At 41.2% G+C, this 16642-nt stretch carries 16 protein-coding genes; 8 read left to right on the top strand and 8 right to left on the bottom strand.

The features are described from left to right. The first annotated feature begins 8 nt into the window (after positions 1–8). Both secA and F3J02_RS12845 read left to right on the top strand, forming a co-directional pair. Positions 9–2732 (top strand): preprotein translocase subunit SecA, encoded by a 2724-nt coding sequence (gene secA, locus F3J02_RS12850; protein ID WP_167249850.1) that lies wholly within the window; start codon positions 9–11, stop codon positions 2730–2732. Positions 2733–2878: 146 nt separating this feature from the next. Continuing rightward, positions 2879–3283, top strand: a complete 405-nt coding sequence (locus tag F3J02_RS12845) for a hypothetical protein (RefSeq protein ID WP_167249848.1) — start codon at positions 2879–2881, stop codon at positions 3281–3283. Between the two features lie 62 nt (positions 3284–3345). Here the strand turns inward: F3J02_RS12845 and lpxO are convergent, their stop codons facing one another. The 3 genes from lpxO to trhA all read right to left on the bottom strand — a co-directional run bounded on the left by lpxO (position 3346) and on the right by trhA (position 6473). After that, complete coding sequence (gene lpxO / locus F3J02_RS12840) at positions 3346–4251, bottom strand: lipid A hydroxylase LpxO (RefSeq protein WP_167249846.1); 906 nt, start codon at positions 4249–4251, stop codon at positions 3346–3348. A 164-nt stretch (positions 4252–4415) separates the two neighbouring features. Continuing rightward, positions 4416–5726 carry an MFS transporter gene (locus tag F3J02_RS12835; RefSeq protein WP_167249844.1) on the bottom strand — a complete coding sequence of 437 codons (1311 nt, stop codon included), beginning with the start codon at positions 5724–5726 and terminating at the stop codon, positions 4416–4418. Positions 5727–5831: 105 nt separating this feature from the next. Beyond that, entirely contained in the window at positions 5832–6473 is a 642-nt protein-coding gene (gene trhA, locus F3J02_RS12830; protein ID WP_023271383.1) for a PAQR family membrane homeostasis protein TrhA, read from the bottom strand. Positions 6474–6574: 101 nt separating this feature from the next. On the opposite strand from trhA, the gene F3J02_RS12825 reads away from it, so the two are divergent. Next, complete coding sequence (locus tag F3J02_RS12825; protein WP_167249842.1) at positions 6575–7792, top strand: class I SAM-dependent methyltransferase; 1218 nt, start codon at positions 6575–6577, stop codon at positions 7790–7792. A 17-nt stretch (positions 7793–7809) separates the two neighbouring features. Further along, positions 7810–8247 carry a GNAT family N-acetyltransferase gene (locus F3J02_RS12820; RefSeq protein WP_167249840.1) on the top strand — a complete coding sequence of 146 codons (438 nt, stop codon included), beginning with the start codon at positions 7810–7812 and terminating at the stop codon, positions 8245–8247. A gap of 335 nt (positions 8248–8582) precedes the next feature. Here the strand turns inward: F3J02_RS12820 and F3J02_RS12815 are convergent, their stop codons facing one another. The 5 genes from F3J02_RS12815 to F3J02_RS12795 form a co-directional block, all read right to left on the bottom strand. Continuing rightward, the gene (locus F3J02_RS12815) at positions 8583–8819 is read right to left on the bottom strand and encodes a hypothetical protein (RefSeq protein ID WP_167249838.1); all 237 of its coding nucleotides are present in this window, start codon (positions 8817–8819) and stop codon (positions 8583–8585) included. Between the two features lie 190 nt (positions 8820–9009). Then, positions 9010–9864 carry a patatin-like phospholipase family protein gene (locus F3J02_RS12810; protein WP_167249836.1) on the bottom strand — a complete coding sequence of 285 codons (855 nt, stop codon included), beginning with the start codon at positions 9862–9864 and terminating at the stop codon, positions 9010–9012. Positions 9865–9930: 66 nt separating this feature from the next. Beyond that, entirely contained in the window at positions 9931–10155 is a 225-nt protein-coding gene (locus F3J02_RS12805; protein WP_167249834.1) for a hypothetical protein, read from the bottom strand. A gap of 166 nt (positions 10156–10321) precedes the next feature. Further along, entirely contained in the window at positions 10322–12457 is a 2136-nt protein-coding gene (locus F3J02_RS12800; protein WP_167249832.1) for a 3-hydroxyacyl-CoA dehydrogenase NAD-binding domain-containing protein, read from the bottom strand. Between the two features lie 10 nt (positions 12458–12467). Next, positions 12468–13673: an acetyl-CoA C-acetyltransferase gene (locus F3J02_RS12795; RefSeq protein ID WP_167249829.1), complete on the bottom strand. Its 1206-nt coding sequence runs from the start codon at positions 13671–13673 to the stop codon at positions 12468–12470. Positions 13674–13899: 226 nt separating this feature from the next. On the opposite strand from F3J02_RS12795, the gene F3J02_RS12790 reads away from it, so the two are divergent. From F3J02_RS12790 to F3J02_RS12775, 4 genes are all read left to right on the top strand, one after another. Next, a complete protein-coding gene (locus F3J02_RS12790) occupies positions 13900–14997 on the top strand; it encodes an agmatine deiminase family protein (protein ID WP_167249827.1) in 1098 nt (365 codons plus the stop codon). An 83-nt stretch (positions 14998–15080) separates the two neighbouring features. Continuing rightward, the gene (locus F3J02_RS12785) at positions 15081–15617 is read left to right on the top strand and encodes an AAA family ATPase (protein ID WP_167249825.1); all 537 of its coding nucleotides are present in this window, start codon (positions 15081–15083) and stop codon (positions 15615–15617) included. 53 nt (positions 15618–15670) lie between these two features. Then, positions 15671–16213, top strand: a complete 543-nt coding sequence (locus F3J02_RS12780; RefSeq protein WP_167249823.1) for an adenylate kinase — start codon at positions 15671–15673, stop codon at positions 16211–16213. Next, the gene (locus F3J02_RS12775) at positions 16213–16641 is read left to right on the top strand and encodes an NUDIX hydrolase (protein WP_167249821.1); all 429 of its coding nucleotides are present in this window, start codon (positions 16213–16215) and stop codon (positions 16639–16641) included. Before F3J02_RS12780 ends, F3J02_RS12775 begins: the two co-directional genes overlap by 1 nt. The last annotated feature ends 1 nt before the right edge of the window (position 16642 follow it).

The following is a 16642-nucleotide window of genomic DNA, read 5'->3' as shown; positions in this document are numbered from 1 at the left end:
GTTTATTCATGTTGGCAAGTCTGATCGGAGGTATCTTCGGTACAAAAAATGAGCGTGAGCTCAAACGCATGCGTAAAATTGTTGAACAAATCAATGCGCTTGAACCGACGATATCTGCTCTTAACGATGCAGACCTCTCTGCAAAAACTCCAGAATTCAAACAACGTTTTAATAATGGTGAAAGTTTAGATAAATTATTACCAGAAGCTTTTGCTGTTTGTCGTGAAGCTGCAAAACGTGTCATGGGTATGCGTCACTATGATGTGCAGCTCATCGGTGGTATTACCTTACATGAAGGTAAAATTGCTGAGATGCGTACAGGTGAAGGTAAAACCCTGATGGGTACTTTGGCTTGTTACCTTAATGCATTAAGTGGTCAAGGTGTTCACGTGATTACAGTGAATGATTACTTGGCGCAACGTGATGCTGAGTTAAACCGTCCACTATTTGAATTCTTAGGCTTGAGCATTGGTGTGATTTATTCCATGCAAATGCCAGATGAAAAAGCACAAGCGTATACTGCCGATATTACTTACGGGACCAACAATGAGTTCGGTTTCGACTATCTGCGTGACAATATGGTGTTTTCTCTACAAGAGAAAAAACAGCGTGGTTTAAGCTATGCCATCATTGATGAAGTTGACTCAATTTTAATTGATGAGGCGCGTACGCCATTGATCATTTCTGGTCAAAGTGAAGATTCATCTCATCTTTATCAGCTCATTAATAATATTCCTCCAACACTTCGTCCACAGAAAGAAGAAAAAGTGGCTGATGGCGGACATTTCTGGGTGGATGAGAAACAACGTTCAGTGGAAATGACTGAAGTTGGTTATGAAACAGTTGAGCAAAATCTGATTGAAATGGGCTTGTTGGCTGAGGGTGAAAGCCTGTATTCAGCAACCAACCTGAATTTGGTTCACCATGTGACTGCAGCGATTCGTGCACATTATCTCTATCAAAAGAACGTGCACTACATCATCGGTGTTAATCCACAGACTCAGAAAGAAGAAGTCATTATTGTGGATGAAAGTACTGGTCGTACAATGCCAGGTCGTCGTTGGTCAGAAGGTTTGCATCAAGCGGTTGAAGCCAAAGAAAACATGGAAATTCAACCTGAAAACCAAACACTTGCAACGACAACTTTCCAGAACTATTTCCGTCTATATAAAAAGCTTTCAGGTATGACCGGTACTGCCGATACAGAAGCTGCGGAAATGAAAGAGATTTATGGCTTAGACGTTGTGATTATTCCGACACATCGTCCAATGGTTCGTAAAGATCATAACGATTTAATCTATTTAAACCGTAATGGTAAATACACTGCGATTATCGAAGAAATTACCAATATTCGTCAGCAGGGTGTTGCACCGATCTTGATTGGTACAGCGACCATTGAAGCAAGTGAAATCTTGTCTTCTAAGTTGTTACAAGCGGGTATTCATCACGAAGTCTTGAACGCAAAACAGCATGAACGCGAAGCGGATATTATTGCTCAAGCGGGTAGTCCAAATGCTGTGACGATTGCGACAAACATGGCGGGTCGTGGTACGGATATTTTGCTGGGTGGTAACTGGAAAGCCAAGCTTGCCAAAATTGAAAATTCAACGCCAGAAGATGAAGCGCGTTTACAGGCACAGTGGGAAAAAGATCACGAAGATGTTTTAAGTTCTGGCGGTTTACATATCATTGGTTCGGAACGTCATGAATCACGCCGTATTGATAACCAGCTGCGTGGTCGTGCTGGTCGTCAAGGTGACCCTGGTGTATCTCGTTTCTATTTGTCACTTGAAGATGATTTGATGCGTATCTTCGCGGGTGATCGTGTAGTTGCTATGATGCGTGCAATGGGCTTACAAGAAAGTGAAGCCATTGAACACAAAATGGTCAGTCGTTCAATCGAGAATGCACAGCGTAAAGTTGAAGCGCGTAACTTTGATATTCGTAAGAACTTATTGAAGTATGACGATGTTAACAACGAACAACGTAAGATCATTTACTCGCAACGTGATGAAGTATTGGCTGAAAGCACTTTACAAGATTACATTGAAGAAATGCATCAAGAAGTGGTGAAGGGCTTAATTGCAGACTTTATTCCACCAGAGTCGGTTCACGATCAGTGGGATATTAACGGTCTAGAAAATGCCTTGCATACAGATTTAGGCATTGACCTACCTGTACAGCAATGGTTAGACCAAGATCGTCGTTTAGATGAAGAAGGTTTGATTGCACGTATTACTGATGAGGTAATTGCACGTTATCGTCAACGCCGTGAACAAATGGGTGATGAATCAGCAGCAATGCTTGAACGTCACTTTATGTTGAACTCACTTGATCGTCATTGGAAAGATCATTTGGCTGCGATGGATTATCTACGTCAAGGGATTCATTTACGTGGCTATGCACAGAAGAATCCTGAGCAAGAATACAAGAAAGAAGCATTCAACTTATTTGTAAATATGTTGGGTGTGATTAAGTCAGATGTGGTGACTGATTTATCTCGTGTTCATGTACCAACGGCAGAAGAGTTGGCTGAACTTGAAGCTCAGCAACAACGTCAGGCTGAATCAATGCGTCTTTCTTTTGAACATGATGATGTTGATGGCCTAACCGGTGAAGTAACCACTTCTGAAGAAATTGCTGATCATACATTCCCGGTTCCAGAAAGTCGTAATGCACCTTGTCCGTGTGGTTCAGGTCTAAAGTACAAGCAATGTCACGGTAAAATCTAAGTTTTGACCTAGACTAACCTAAAATAAAAAAGCAGAGCATTTGTCTCTGCTTTTTTACGAGAATTTACTTGAGTACAAGCACACTTTGTAGTTTCATTATTGGACTTATAGATCTTGATTGAGTGCGCCTTAAAAGCGGGAAGACAATGAAAAAACCATTACAACTTTTAATTTTGGCAAGTGCGGCGGTATCTGGTTTTGCATTTGCAGATGATGCCCCACAAACCACGACTGTGGATAAAGTTTTGGCAGCAAAAGGTACCACTACTGCAGAAGCTCAAATAAAACGTGAAGTAACTACAGTTATTAGTCCGCGTACTGGCATTCGCTATACCTTAGGTGATACAGGCAATCGCCCAATCGTATTGCAAACTGCAGCAATCGCACCTGCAAACTCAGCCAATATTAACCGTATTGTGGCATCAAACCCTGCATTGTCAGCACAAAGCCAAGAGAAAGCGAAGATTGCTTTAATCGGTGAAACTGCTGTTCAGGCTGCGAATGCTGCGGCAGCGCAAACGGCTAGTACACAGACAGCAAAAGCAAATTAATTACGATTTGTTTAAAAATAAAAAAGAGATGCAATTGCATCTCTTTTTTATGGAAGAATATTTTATAAAAAACTTGGTAATAAAATTAAACCAATCAGGATGGCAAATAGTAACCACTTGGATACATAGTAGAGTGGGCGATTACGCTCTTTTAAGCCACGACCATAATGGTGGACGGCATAACCATATTTGAAAATACGGTTAATAAAACCAGTTTTGTCCTGATCATCATTCGGTGAGCTTGCCGCAGACATGACATTACGACCAAACCAATAATTCAACTTTTGTGCCCAGCCCCATTTCATTGGACGTTCAATATCACAGAATAAGATGATACGGGTTTCCTCAGTTTTGTTTTCAGCCCAATGCACAAAGGTTTCATCAAAAACGGTTGCCTCACCATCTCGCCAGCTATAACGCTCTTGATCGACTTCAATAAAGCAATCATCACTATTTGGCGTGACCAGACCTAAGTGATAACGAACAGAACCAGCATAAGGATCACGGTGTTTACCAAGATAACTACCTGATGGTAGTTCGGTAAACATCGCTGCTTTGACTGAAGGAATGCTTTCCAACAGAGCTACTGTTTTTGGGCAGAGTTGCTGTGCTGAAGGATGGCTGTCTTGATACCATTTTAGATAAAAACGTTTCCAACCACGTTTAAAGAAAGTGTTAAAGCCAGCATCATTATTTTTTTCAGACGCTTTAATTTGGTTTTGCAGTTGAATTGCTTCTTCTCGAATCACTTGCCAATTGTCTTGTAAGGGCTTCAGTTCTGGAAACTGTGCCACATCAAAGAAGGGTTGGTTCGGCAATTTAGAAAAACCAGTCATGAACATGTTCACGGGCGCTAAAAATGTCGAATGGTCAAATAATTGTCGAGATGCTTTTAATCGTTCTTTGCCCCGAAAATAGGTATATAAAAAGCTGATTAAAAATACGGCAACGATAATCACTGCGTACATAACACAATCGTCTAAAAAAAAATGAAGGCGGCTATTTTAGCATAAAAAATATTTGGAAGAATGCAGTTGTAAAAGCAACTTTATAAGATAAAAACTATGCAATTGAATGGTATTTCAGATGATCTGAGCGGGTGTTTTGCACAGATCATCTGAAAAAATTACGATTAGATCTGGTTATTTACATCATCATGTTTGGTTTCGCGAATCATTAAAAATGCGATCAACGATAAAATTGAAGCCAAACTCAGATATAAACCAACTGCACCTAGGCCATAACTTTCTGCGAGCTTGGTGGCGATATAAGGCGCAAAGGATGCACCAAAAATACCAGCTAGGTTAAAAGTCAGTGCTGAGCCAGTATAGCGAACTGAGGTGGGGAAGATTTCAGACAGTACCGTACCAATTGGGCCATAGGTTAAGCCCATAATCGAAAGACCGATACATAAGAACAGGAATACCAGAATCGGGCTACCTGAACCGAGTAGCGGTGCGAAACACAGTCCGAACAAGGCTGAAAGAATACATACTGCAATTGATGTATTTCTACGACCAAACTTCTCTGCAAAAATTGCTGAGAGTGGAATAAAGGCTGCAAAACATAAGGTCGCGATGAGCTGTAATACTAGGAATTCACCACGGGCATAGCCGAGCTTGGTGGTACCCCAGTTCAAGGCAAATACGGTGGTGAGATAGAACACCACGAAAGTACAGATGGCTGCAATTGTCCCAAGCACCAACATTGGAAAATGTTTGGTCATGACCTCTTTAAACGGTACATTCACTTCTTTTTGCTTGTTTAATACTTTTTGGAAAGCAGGGGTTTCATGCAGTTTTAAACGGATGTATAAACCAACTAAAACCAACACAGCACTGGCAATAAATGGAATACGCCAACCCCATGTCATAAATGCTTGTTCAGACATAAAGGCATTGAGTAGCAAGAATGAGCCTGTTGCAAGGATGAAACCGATTGGTGCACCGAGTTGAGGAAACATACCATACCAAGCGCGTTTACCCTCTGGTGCATTCTCAGTAGCAAGCAGTACTGCACCGCTCCATTCACCACCTAAACCTAAACCTTGGCCTAAACGACATAAGGCAAGCAATAGTGGTGCTGCTAGACCAATTTGTGCATAGGTCGGTAACAGACCAATACACACTGTTGAAATCCCCATGGTCAGCAAGGCAGCAACTAACGTGGCCTTGCGTCCGATTCGGTCACCGAGATGTCCAAAAATTGCTGCGCCAATCGGTCGGGCGATAAAAGCAATTGCAAAGGTCGCGAGTGACTTAAGCACCGCAGCACCATCGCTACTTTCTGGGAAAAATAAGTGTGGAAAAATGAGTACTGCTGCTGTGGCATAGATATAAAAGTCGAAAAACTCAATTGTCGTACCGACAAGGCTGGCAAATAATACTCGCGCTTTTGAATTGCTGGCCACTTCTGGGGTGGCAGTCGTAGTGCTTGACGACATACAAGACCTTCATGTTATTCATTCAAGAAACAGAATAGCGGTTGTCTTGAAAAATTCCTTTTGAATGTGCAGTTTTACTTCGAAAACTTAATGCTATATATGGACTTATAATACATAACAGTAGATTGCCAAAAAGTGTAATCCTGCGCCTAATAGCACAAAAACATGCCAAATTGCGTGGGTATATCTTACCTTTTTTAAGGCATAAAACAATGTGCCGATGGTATAAGCCAACCCACCAGCAATTAGCAGTTGTACCGCTTCTTTAGACAGATAACGTTGCATATCATCCATCACCAAAACAGCGAGCCAGCCCATGACTAAATAAGCGGCTAAAGAAAGTTTTTGGAAGCGATGAATGAATACCAGTTTGAACAAAGTACCGATCAGGGCAATGGCCCATAAAGCAATCAATAAATAATGTGCCTTGGCAGTTGGAATGGCAATACTGAGAAAAGGGGTATAGGTGCCTGCAATCAGATAGTAAATCGCGGTATGATCCAGTTTTTTATACCAATAGCGTTTACGTTCATCTTGGGCAAAGTGATACAGCATGGAACTACTGAGCAATAGTACCAAGCTAAAGCCATAGACCCATAAACTGATCCATTGCCCTAAAGGCAGACCATAGCCTTTGATGATCAAAAAGATTGAGGCAATTAAAGCCAGTACTGCGCCAGCCCCATGACTATAGGCATTAATCAATTCTTCTTTGGGGTCATAGTCCAGTAATGTGTTTGTGTTCATCAAGCGATCTGGTTGCATAAAAATACAACTGTATCGTAATGCAATTTCCCTTTTAAAGTAAGACGCTTTAAAATTTAGTTTCTATTTGTCAGGTTTTCATTATGTTTGCGCCGAATTTTTCTTTTGAACAAGAACAGCAGTTTTTCTTGGATATCCAGCAATCTATTGAAAATAATAGCTTTGATCGCCTGATTTTAAGTCAGTACAAAGGCGAAATGGCGCAACTAGAAAAAATGACATTCCGTGTGATTGAACTACAGGGACAGGCAAGCTTGTCTTGTTTATATCATCACACCACACAAGACATCACTAAAAACTATAGTATTGTCGAAGGTTTGGAAAAGATTGCTGAGTTATTGAGTCTGTCTAAGCAAGCCAATCTCTTTAGCACTGAACAAGACGTTCAACTGAAGAAAAATAAAAAGAAAGCCATGTTGAACACTCAGAAGAAACAGGCATCGACCGATAAAGTAGGGCAACAGCAGCACAATCGTGAAAAGCAGCGTTATGTACAACAGCAGAGCCCATTTTTAAAGCATCTCGGTATTACTGATGAAAAAGGGCAAATCGTTCCAAGTATGGCGCGTAAGTGGAAGCAGATTAATAAATTTATTGAAATCTTTTCACATGCCTATGAACAGATTGATGCATCACAACAAGAATTGAATATTGTCGATTTTGGCTCAGGCAAAGGCTATCTAACTTTTGCTTTATATGACTATTTACAGGCGCAGCATAAAACACCGTTAATTACGGGCGTTGAATTGCGTTCGAATCTGGTTGAATTTTGCCAAAATGTTGCTGATCAAACGGGTTTTAGTCATCTGGATTTCTTTGAAGGGGATGTGCGTAGTTATCAGCCAGAAAAGTTAGATGTGATGATTGCATTGCATGCCTGTGATATCGCCACTGACTTTGCTATTCATACCGGTATTCGTCTGAATGCATCCATGATTATGTGCGCACCGTGTTGCCATAAGGAACTCCGTCCACAGCTACAAAGTCCAGAGGTGTTACAGCCGATGTTGCAATTTGGCATTCATGCAGGACAACAGGCTGAAATGCTGACCGATACTTTACGTGCGTTACTGCTTAAAGCCTATGGTTATGAAACTAAAGTTTTTGAGTTTGTGTCTTTGGAGCATACCAGTAAGAATAAAATGATTTTGGCGACGAAACGAAAGGATATTCAACAACCTGATGTCAAAATCATGCAACAGATTCAAGCGTTAAAAGCCATGTATGGCATTGAGAAACAGAGTTTGGAATTATTATTACAAGATCAGATGCCAGTCGAGAATATCGGTTGTAAGTGTTAATTAAAACAGAGAAAACGATGTACCAAATCAAACAGGGAAATTGGGATCAATTACAGCATGATGCGAAATTGATCCGAATATTGGTTTTTATTCAGGAACAAGGTATTGCTGAAGCGGACGAGTGGGATGAGCAAGATGCGATCTCACAACACTTTGTCATCTATGATCAGGATCAGCCGATTGCGACAGCACGATTATTGCAAAATAATAGCGTTGGGCGAGTTGCTGTGCTTAAGGCTTATCGGGGGCAAGGGCTTGGTCAAATGATTATGCTGGATATTATTGCCTTTGCGAAGCAGCAGGGACGTGCATTCCTGCATTTGTCTTCGCAAGTCCATGCGATGTCATTTTATCAGCAGCTTGGTTTTGTGGTGCAAGGGGATGAATATGATGAGTGTGGAATTCCACATATTGAGATGATTATGTCAATGATTGAACAAGTGCAATGTAAATAACCTAAATTTGGTTTAAATATTGAGTCAATTTGTTGAAAAGAAAGTACTTGACGGTGTCTTGATGACTTCTCATTCAATTTCAAGATTAGCCTTCGGCTCGACCTACCTTACGAAACGTTGTTTCTCATTTTGGGAAAAGTAGGCAAAACCTGAGGTGCTAATAGCAAAGATTTATTATCTTTGCCGCACCGCAAGGCGAAAGCTATGCTTGAGTATAGACTATACAAATTGTTGTCTTGCGCTTCACCAAAGCTTTAGTCGCTTTGGCTTGCTCAACTTGCTGATGACTTTTACGAGTATCCTATTTTTTGTTGAGCGAAAGTAGGATAAATAAGTTATGGCTGCTGCTGAGTTTGGGTAGCCACTTCAGAACTCGCTGAAGAGCTATTTTGAGCATGTTCCTGTTGTTGCGCTTTACGTTGCGCGCCTGGCATATAATCAGGTTCTTGGGTCATGGCTAAATAGAAAAAGCTTAAAAAAATCGTGCTGAGCACACCAACAATGATGACAAATTTCCATCCCAATACGGTTTCTTCATTTGAATCTTTTTTTTGGGATGGTTGATTATTCATAATAAATTCCAAAAATAACAAAAAACAAAACTAGATTCTGCGCCTTTTGGGGCTGATTTGCCAAGTAGAAATTTTGAATAAGAAATTGGCTCATACTTTGGATAGGGGCGCGTAGACCGAAGATGCTGCCATCGTTAAATTAAAAAACGCTTCGCCATCCAAAGTAAAATTGGATTTATTTGAATAAGAATTAAAGTTTGTTCCAGTCTTCAATTGCCTTTAAACCTGTTTCTATTCCAACATCATAGCTATAACGGATCTTGGTTTTATTCTTTGAAAGTCGACCTGCCATATTTTTTAAATCAGGGGGGCAAACTTCCAAGATTTTTTGTTCAGAGGGGGTACGAGTAAATTCGACTGCATCGTTATAACGCTGAGTCCTCGTTAATAAACTTTGTGCAAAACCACGTTGCTGTTTAAACAGGTATTTGGCAAGCAACTGGTCGCCTTTACTGCTGGCTTTATAGTAATTCTGTGGACGTGTTCTCAACACCATTAACTTGGAAACATCATGCTGTTGGGCGGCCCAAGGTACGGGTAAGGCATCGGCAACGCCGCCATCAAAATAAGGTTCACCAAAGACTTCAACGGCTTGACGAGTTAAGACAGGAATTGAACTCGATGCTCTTAAACCTTCTAAGATATTGTCTCTAGACGCTTTGATGTAAGTGGCTTCACCTGAAATGGCGTGGGTGAGCACCATATAGAATTCAGGATGATTGGCAAACAGATGAGCTTGATTGAGCGGATGCTCTTGTTCAACAATATCCCACATCCATTTTAAGTCCAGTAAGTCACCACCTTTGAAAAAGCGACCATATTGGATAAATTCAGTGCGGAGTGAATGATCTAAATAGATTTGTAAGGTGCGACCTTGTTGGGCAGCGAGGTAGTTGGCGACATTGGTTGAACCAGAGGAGACACCGACACAAAGATCAAAGGGGTTAAATTGTTGCTGCAAAAATGCATCTAAGACACCGCTGGTGAATGCACCGCGCATTCCACCGCCTTCAACGACCAGTGCCTGACGATTTTGTTGAAGCATTGAAAATCTCGAATATCATGATAAACCCATGTTTTACACGGATTTATCATATTCGACAATAACACTTTAGTGATTGTGTTGATGTGCTTCAGTTGAGCTTGTTTCTGTTGTCACTGATGACTGTGACATTTCAGCAGGAGTTGCGGCTTTCTTTTGGTTCATTGGCATATAATCTGGTTCATTATTAATAGCCAAGTAGAAAATCACCATAAACAGTAGGCTGAGAATTGTGGTGATAATTAATGCTTTCCAACCCCAAGGCGAAGTTTCTGGGCAGAGTTTTTCAGACATAAGAAATTTCCAAATGATGCAAAAAAATAAAGCAGAATTGATAAAGTTATAGCATAAATTGTGATGCATTACTCAGATGTTTTGCTGTGATTTTGTCGGACGCATTAAAAAGCCCGTACAGACAAGGAGTTCCATACGGGCCTTAATTGGCTTGGCTAAATCGAGATTATTGAATCACAGTATTTTGCTGTGCTTTTTCTTTCAATAACTTTGGTGGGGTAAAACGGTCACCATATTGAGCAGCCAGTTGCTCAGCACGTTGCAAGGATTTTTCAATCCCATTTTGATTCAAGAATTGAATTGCACCGCCTGTCCATGGAGCAAAACCAATTCCGAATATCGAACCGACATTGGCATCAATCACAGACTCTAAAACACCTTCTTCATAGCAGCGTAATGTATCTAGTGCCTGTACAAACAAGAAGCGGTCAATCATGTCTTGTTCAGAAATAGTGTTCTCTTTTTGCCAGCGACTAAGTCCATCCCATAAATGTTTTTTACCATTTTCAGGATAGTCATAGAAGCCAGCACCCGCAGCCTTTCCTTTACGATTCAGTTCATGAATCATGGTGTGTACCACGTCATCGACTGGAGTTTTCGGTAAATCTTTGCCTTCTGCTTGCAGGGCTTTACGGGTTTCTGCTGCGACATGTTCAGTCAAGGTCAGAGAAACTTCATCCTGAATCGCTAGTGGACCAACCGGCATACCTGCTTTTAGTGCTGCCATTTCAATTTTGGCAGGATGTACACCTTCCGCAAGTAGTCGCATCCCTTCTTGAATGAATGTACCAAACACGCGGCTGGTGAAGAAGCCACGGCTGTCATTCACTACAATTGGGGTTTTGGCAATTTGCTGAACAAAGTCGTAAGCTTTCGCCAAAGTATCAGCAGAGGTCTGTTTACCTTTGATAATTTCGACCAATTGCATTTTATCGACTGGACTAAAGAAATGTAGACCAATGAACTTTTGAGCATCTTTACTTGCCGTTGCCAAACCAGTGATTGGTAGGGTAGAGGTATTCGATGCAAAGATTCCACCTTCAGCCAAATATTGTTCAGCTTCTTGCGTCACTTTGGCTTTTAATTCCTGATTCTCAAATACCGCTTCGATGATCAGGTCACAGCCTTGCAAATCAGCCGCATCAGCGGTTGCGGTAATCAGTGCTAAGACTTGGTCACGCTTTTCTGCGCTCATACGACCTTGTGAAACACGTTTATCCAGAAGTTTTTGTGAATAAGCTTTGCCTTTTTCAGCATTTTCAACAGAGACATCTTTGAGTACGACAGGGATGCCTTTGATTGCTGTTGAGTAAGCAATGCCTGCCCCCATCATGCCTGCACCTAATACACCCACTTTAGTCGCTTGCCATTTTGCAACTTCAGCAGGGCGGCTTGCACCAGACTTAATTGCATTGAGACCGTGCCAAAAAGTACCGATCATATTTTTAGAAATCTGACCGACTGTGAGTTGCGTAAAGTAACGTGATTCGATACGCAAAGCGGTATCAACATCAACCTGTGCACCTTCTACCGCAGCCGCCATGATCGCTTCAGGTGCAGGGTAACATCCTTTGGTTTTATCACGTAGCATCGCTGGAGCAATTGCAAGCACTTGTGCTACAGCAGGAGTTTTCGGATCGCCTCCTGGGATTTTGTAGCCTTTAACATCAAAAGGTTGCTGTGACTTAGGATTGGCTTTGACCCAAGCAATGGCTTTGTCTAACAGCTCTTGTTCGTTCTCAGCGGTGTCATGTACCAAACCAAGTGATTTTGCTTTATCGACACCAAACTGTTTGCCTTCCATCAAGAATGGAAACGCATTTTGTAAGCCAAGCAAACGTACCATACGCACGATACCGCCACCGCCTGGCAACAAGCCTAAAGTCACTTCAGGTAAACCAAATTTGGTTTTTGGATCATTGATGGCAATACGGTAATGACAGCCTAAAGCAATCTCCCAACCGCCTCCGAGCGCCGTACCATTTAAGGCAGCAACAACAGGTACACCTAAAGTTTCAATCGCACGTAAGTCACCCTTGAGTTCTTCAATCATTTTGAAGAATTCGGTAGCGTGTTCTGGTTGAACTTGAATCAACTCATCTAGATCACCGCCAGCAAAGAAAGTTTTCTTGGCAGAACGGAAAATAATGCCTTTTAGCTCCGTTTCTGCTTTGAGCTTTTGGCTGACTTCATTGAGTGAATCACGGAATTCTGCATTCATGGTGTTGGCAGATTGACCCGATGAATCAAGGGTAAGAATTACAATATTGTCAGCGTTTTTTTCGTATTTAATAGCGCTCATGTTGTGCTCCTTACACCAACTCAATAATAGTGGCAATCCCCATTCCACCACCAACACACAATGTGGCTAGACCACGTTTTTTGCCTTGACGTTCTAACTCATCCAGCAAAGTTCCTAAAATCATCGCGCCCGTTGCGCCCAATGGATGACCCATCGCAATTGCACCACCATTGACATTGACTTTCTCAGCTGGAACGTTGAGTTCATTGATAAAACGCATCACCACGGCAGCAAATGCTTCATTCACTTCAAATAGGTCAATATCATCAATCGTTAAGCCAGCTTTGGCTAAGGCTTTACGTGCAGCAGGCGCAGGACCTGTCAGCATGATCGTTGGGTCTGTACCCACCAATGCCGTTGCAAGTACTTTGGCACGTGGTTTTAAGCCTTGTTCTTTGACGGCTTTTTCAGAAGCCAATAACACCACTGCAGCACCATCAACGATGCCTGATGAGTTTCCTGCATGGTGTACATGGTTAATTTTTTGCGCTTCAGGGTACTTTTGTAGAGCAACCGCATCGAAGCCCATTTGTCCCATCATTTCAAAGCTGGCATTCAGTTTTGCCAAGCCTTCAACGGTGGTCGCACCTCGAATAAATTCATCTTTTTCTAAGATCAGTACACCCGAATGATCTTTAACAGGTACGACTGATTTATCGAAATAACCTTTGGCCTGTGCTGCCGCTGCTTTTTGTTGTGAGCCTACTGCAAAAGCATCAACATCTTTGCGGCTATAGCCATCTAAGGTTGCGATCAAGTCTGCGCCAACGCCTTGTGGCACAAAAGAAGATTTTAAGTTGGTTTCAGGATCAAGTGCCCAAGGGCCGCCATCAGAACCCATCGGGATACGTGACATGGACTCCACACCACCAGCAACCACCACATCTTCCCAACCAGAGCGGACTTTTTGTGCTGCCAAATTGACTGCTTCCAAGCCAGATGCGCAGAAACGGTTGATTTGTACACCAGCAACATCATCATTCCAACCTGCTGCAATGGCTGCAGTTTTAGCAATATCACCGCCTTGATCAGCAATTGGTGTGACACAACCTAAGACGATGTCATCGACTTTTGAAGTATCAAGTTGATGGCGTTGTTGTAATTCATTCAGTAATGATGTGAGTAAAGTAATCGGTTTGACTTCATGAAGTGAGCCGTCTTTTTTCCCTTTTCCGCGTGGTGTGCGAATGGCATCAATAATGTAGGCCTCGCTCATAGGTTTTCCTTGTATCACCTTAAAATTGTTGTTTATCGAGTGTACTCAATTTAAGTGTCAGTGCAATGATGATAAACATTGGCAAGTTTGATGCTTTTCGCCAATTTGATAGATTGCCTGAGTGATCAAGCCAAGCGTTAAATTTGGTATTTTTCTGCATGTCTTGCGACATCTTCGATTAGACTAGCATTTGGAAATGATTGATAGAAAAGATGGGCGAAAGCACATGATAATACTAAAGCGTCACTATGCTGTTATGGCATTGATCTTGTCACTTTTTGGATGTGATTCATCTGGACGGAATATTGAAAATAACAAAGCAATCGAGGATAAAAACAAGGTGAGCCAAACCCATTCAAATCAAACTGCTGATGACAAAATGTTATTGGTTTTATCTGCACCTTCGGTACATGATCCCTATTATAAATCAGCGTTTCAACGGATTGTGGATTTCCAGATTGATTATGCAAAATCGATTTTGGGCAATGACAATGTGGTCATTGTGGTAGATAAAGACACTAAGCCGTATTTCACTGGCAAAGTGCCTGAAGATATTTTATTGGTAGATGATGTGCGTGATATCTGGATGCGCGACTTCACCACGGTCAACCCAATGCAGCCTGTGCAATTTACCTATACTTGGGCGTCGATGACCAAGAAACAAAGTAAAGATGTGCAAAAAAGTTTTAGTCAGTTTGCTGATCGTTATCAAATTCAAAGAGCTAAAACTGATTTGATGATTGATGGGGGTAACCTTGTTGATGATTATGCAGGTCGTGTGATCACCACTACACGTTTTATGGAAGATAATGAGCTTAGCTATAACGAGGCTAAACAAGAGTTAAAAGCGACTTTGGGTGCAACCGAAGTTGCCATTTTAGAACCAGATGAAGAAGTGCTTGCTCATTCAGATGGCATGGTCAGTTGGGTGGATAAAAATACTTTGCTGGTGAATGACTATTCAAAAACACCAGCATTTAGAACAACCGTAATGAAGGAGTTAAAAGCTTCGTTTCCAACTGCAAAAATTGTGGAAGTGCCTGTTGAATACAAGACCAATCCCAAAGGGCAATGGGAAGGGTTTGAGTCTGCATGCGGTGTGAATTTAAATGCCACTGTCACGCATAACAATATCTATGTGCCGACCTTTAATATGCCACATGATCAAAAAGCACTCACGATCATCAAGCAAAACACTTCTAAGAAAGTCATTCCTGTAAATGCTGAAAGTGTTTGTCCAATGGGTGGTAGTGTACGTTGTCTCACTTGGCAGGTGACAGGTGACAATGCTGAGAAACTGATTCAAGCTGCTCGAGATAAGTAATTGATTTATAACTTGCATTGACTGGTTCACAAGCCGATGCAAGTTGTTTAAACTCACATGCCTTTTGATTGTGCTAATAACAAATGAAGTTTATTAATATTATTGGTACGACAGGTTCAGGCAAATCCACGTTTGCCCGACAGTTGGCTCAAAAACAACAATTACAATATATTGAATTGGATAATTTGCTTTGGTTGAATGATTGGCAAGAATCTTCTAATGAAGCCTTGTTTTTGAAGCTGAAAGTCGCCATGAAAAATGCTGCGACAGGGTGGGTCATTGATGGACTTTATACCCGCACTATTCCAATGATGATGGAGAAAGTAGATACCGTTATCTGGTTAGATTATCCCTTTTATATCAATTTATATCGTTTGACCAAGCGTACATTCGGGCGTGTGATCAGTCGGAAAAAGTTATGGGAAGATTCAAATAATAGGGAAAGTTTAAAATTGATGCTGTCCAAACAATCTATTTTTATCTGGTTAATTAAATCCTATCCGAAAAACCGAAAAAAATACTTAGCTTTGATGCAAAACCCTGACCATCAGCATATTCGGTTTATTCACTTAACCTCCCCTAAACAAACAAGACGTTTTTTAGCGCATCTGAAGGTATAAATAATCATCTTCAATCTGAGTGAAATAATAGCTTATAAAATAGGGTGTTTGAGATGAAATTCATCAATGTCGTAGGCACATCTGCTGCTGGAAAAACCACTTTTGCTCGTCAACTGGCCCAAAAGTTAGCTGTGGCTCATATTGAAATGGATGATTTATTCTGGCTGGATAATTGGCAAGAAACACCTGATCACGAATTTTTCCCAAAATTGCAAAGTCAAATGGACCAATCGACGGGTGGATGGGTACTTGACGGTAACTATTCTCGAACGCAAGCTTTAAAGCTTAGATATGTTGATACCATTATTTGGTTAGACTATTCATTTTCTTTAAATCTTTTTCGATCAGTAAAACGGGCAATTGCTCGGGCAGTCACGCAAAAAAGATTGTGGCCAAACTCAAACAATCGAGAAAGTTTTAAGACCAGTTTTATGTCAAAGGATTCAATTATTTTATGGATGATCAGTCATCATGCTAAAAATAGAAAAAAGTATTTGGCGATGATGAATGATGCTCGATATCAGCAGATTCGGTTTATTCATTTAACGTCTCCAAAACAAGCAGAAAAATTTTTAGAACAGATTAAGGCCGTGTAATGACGGCTATTCGAGCAAAAGCGTTATGCTTATTTCGTCATAATGAAAAGGTGTTACTTGCAAAAGCGTATGATCCCGATAAGGATGAGCATTTTTTCAGACCGATCGGTGGTGGTATCGAGTTTGGGGAAACCTCTATTCAGGCAATTGAAAGAGAGGTCTTGGAAGAAATTCAGCAGCAACTGACCCAGCCTAAACTTGTCTGTGTCATGGAGAATCTCTTTAGCTTTGATGGACAGCAAGGCCATGAAATTGTGTTTGTATATGATGCTGAATTTGTAGACTCGCATATGTATCAGCAATACGAGATACAGGGTTGTGAACCCAATGGACATCGCTATATCGCACAGTGGTTGAGTCGAGAACAAATCGCACTGACTCAATATCCTGTTTATCCAAAAGGCATTGAGCAATGGCTATTCACGTAGA

It is taken from the genome of Acinetobacter sp. Tr-809, from assembly GCF_011753255.1.
GTDB lineage: Bacteria > Pseudomonadota > Gammaproteobacteria > Pseudomonadales > Moraxellaceae > Acinetobacter.
This window is presented reverse-complemented; position numbering and strand designations above follow the sequence as displayed.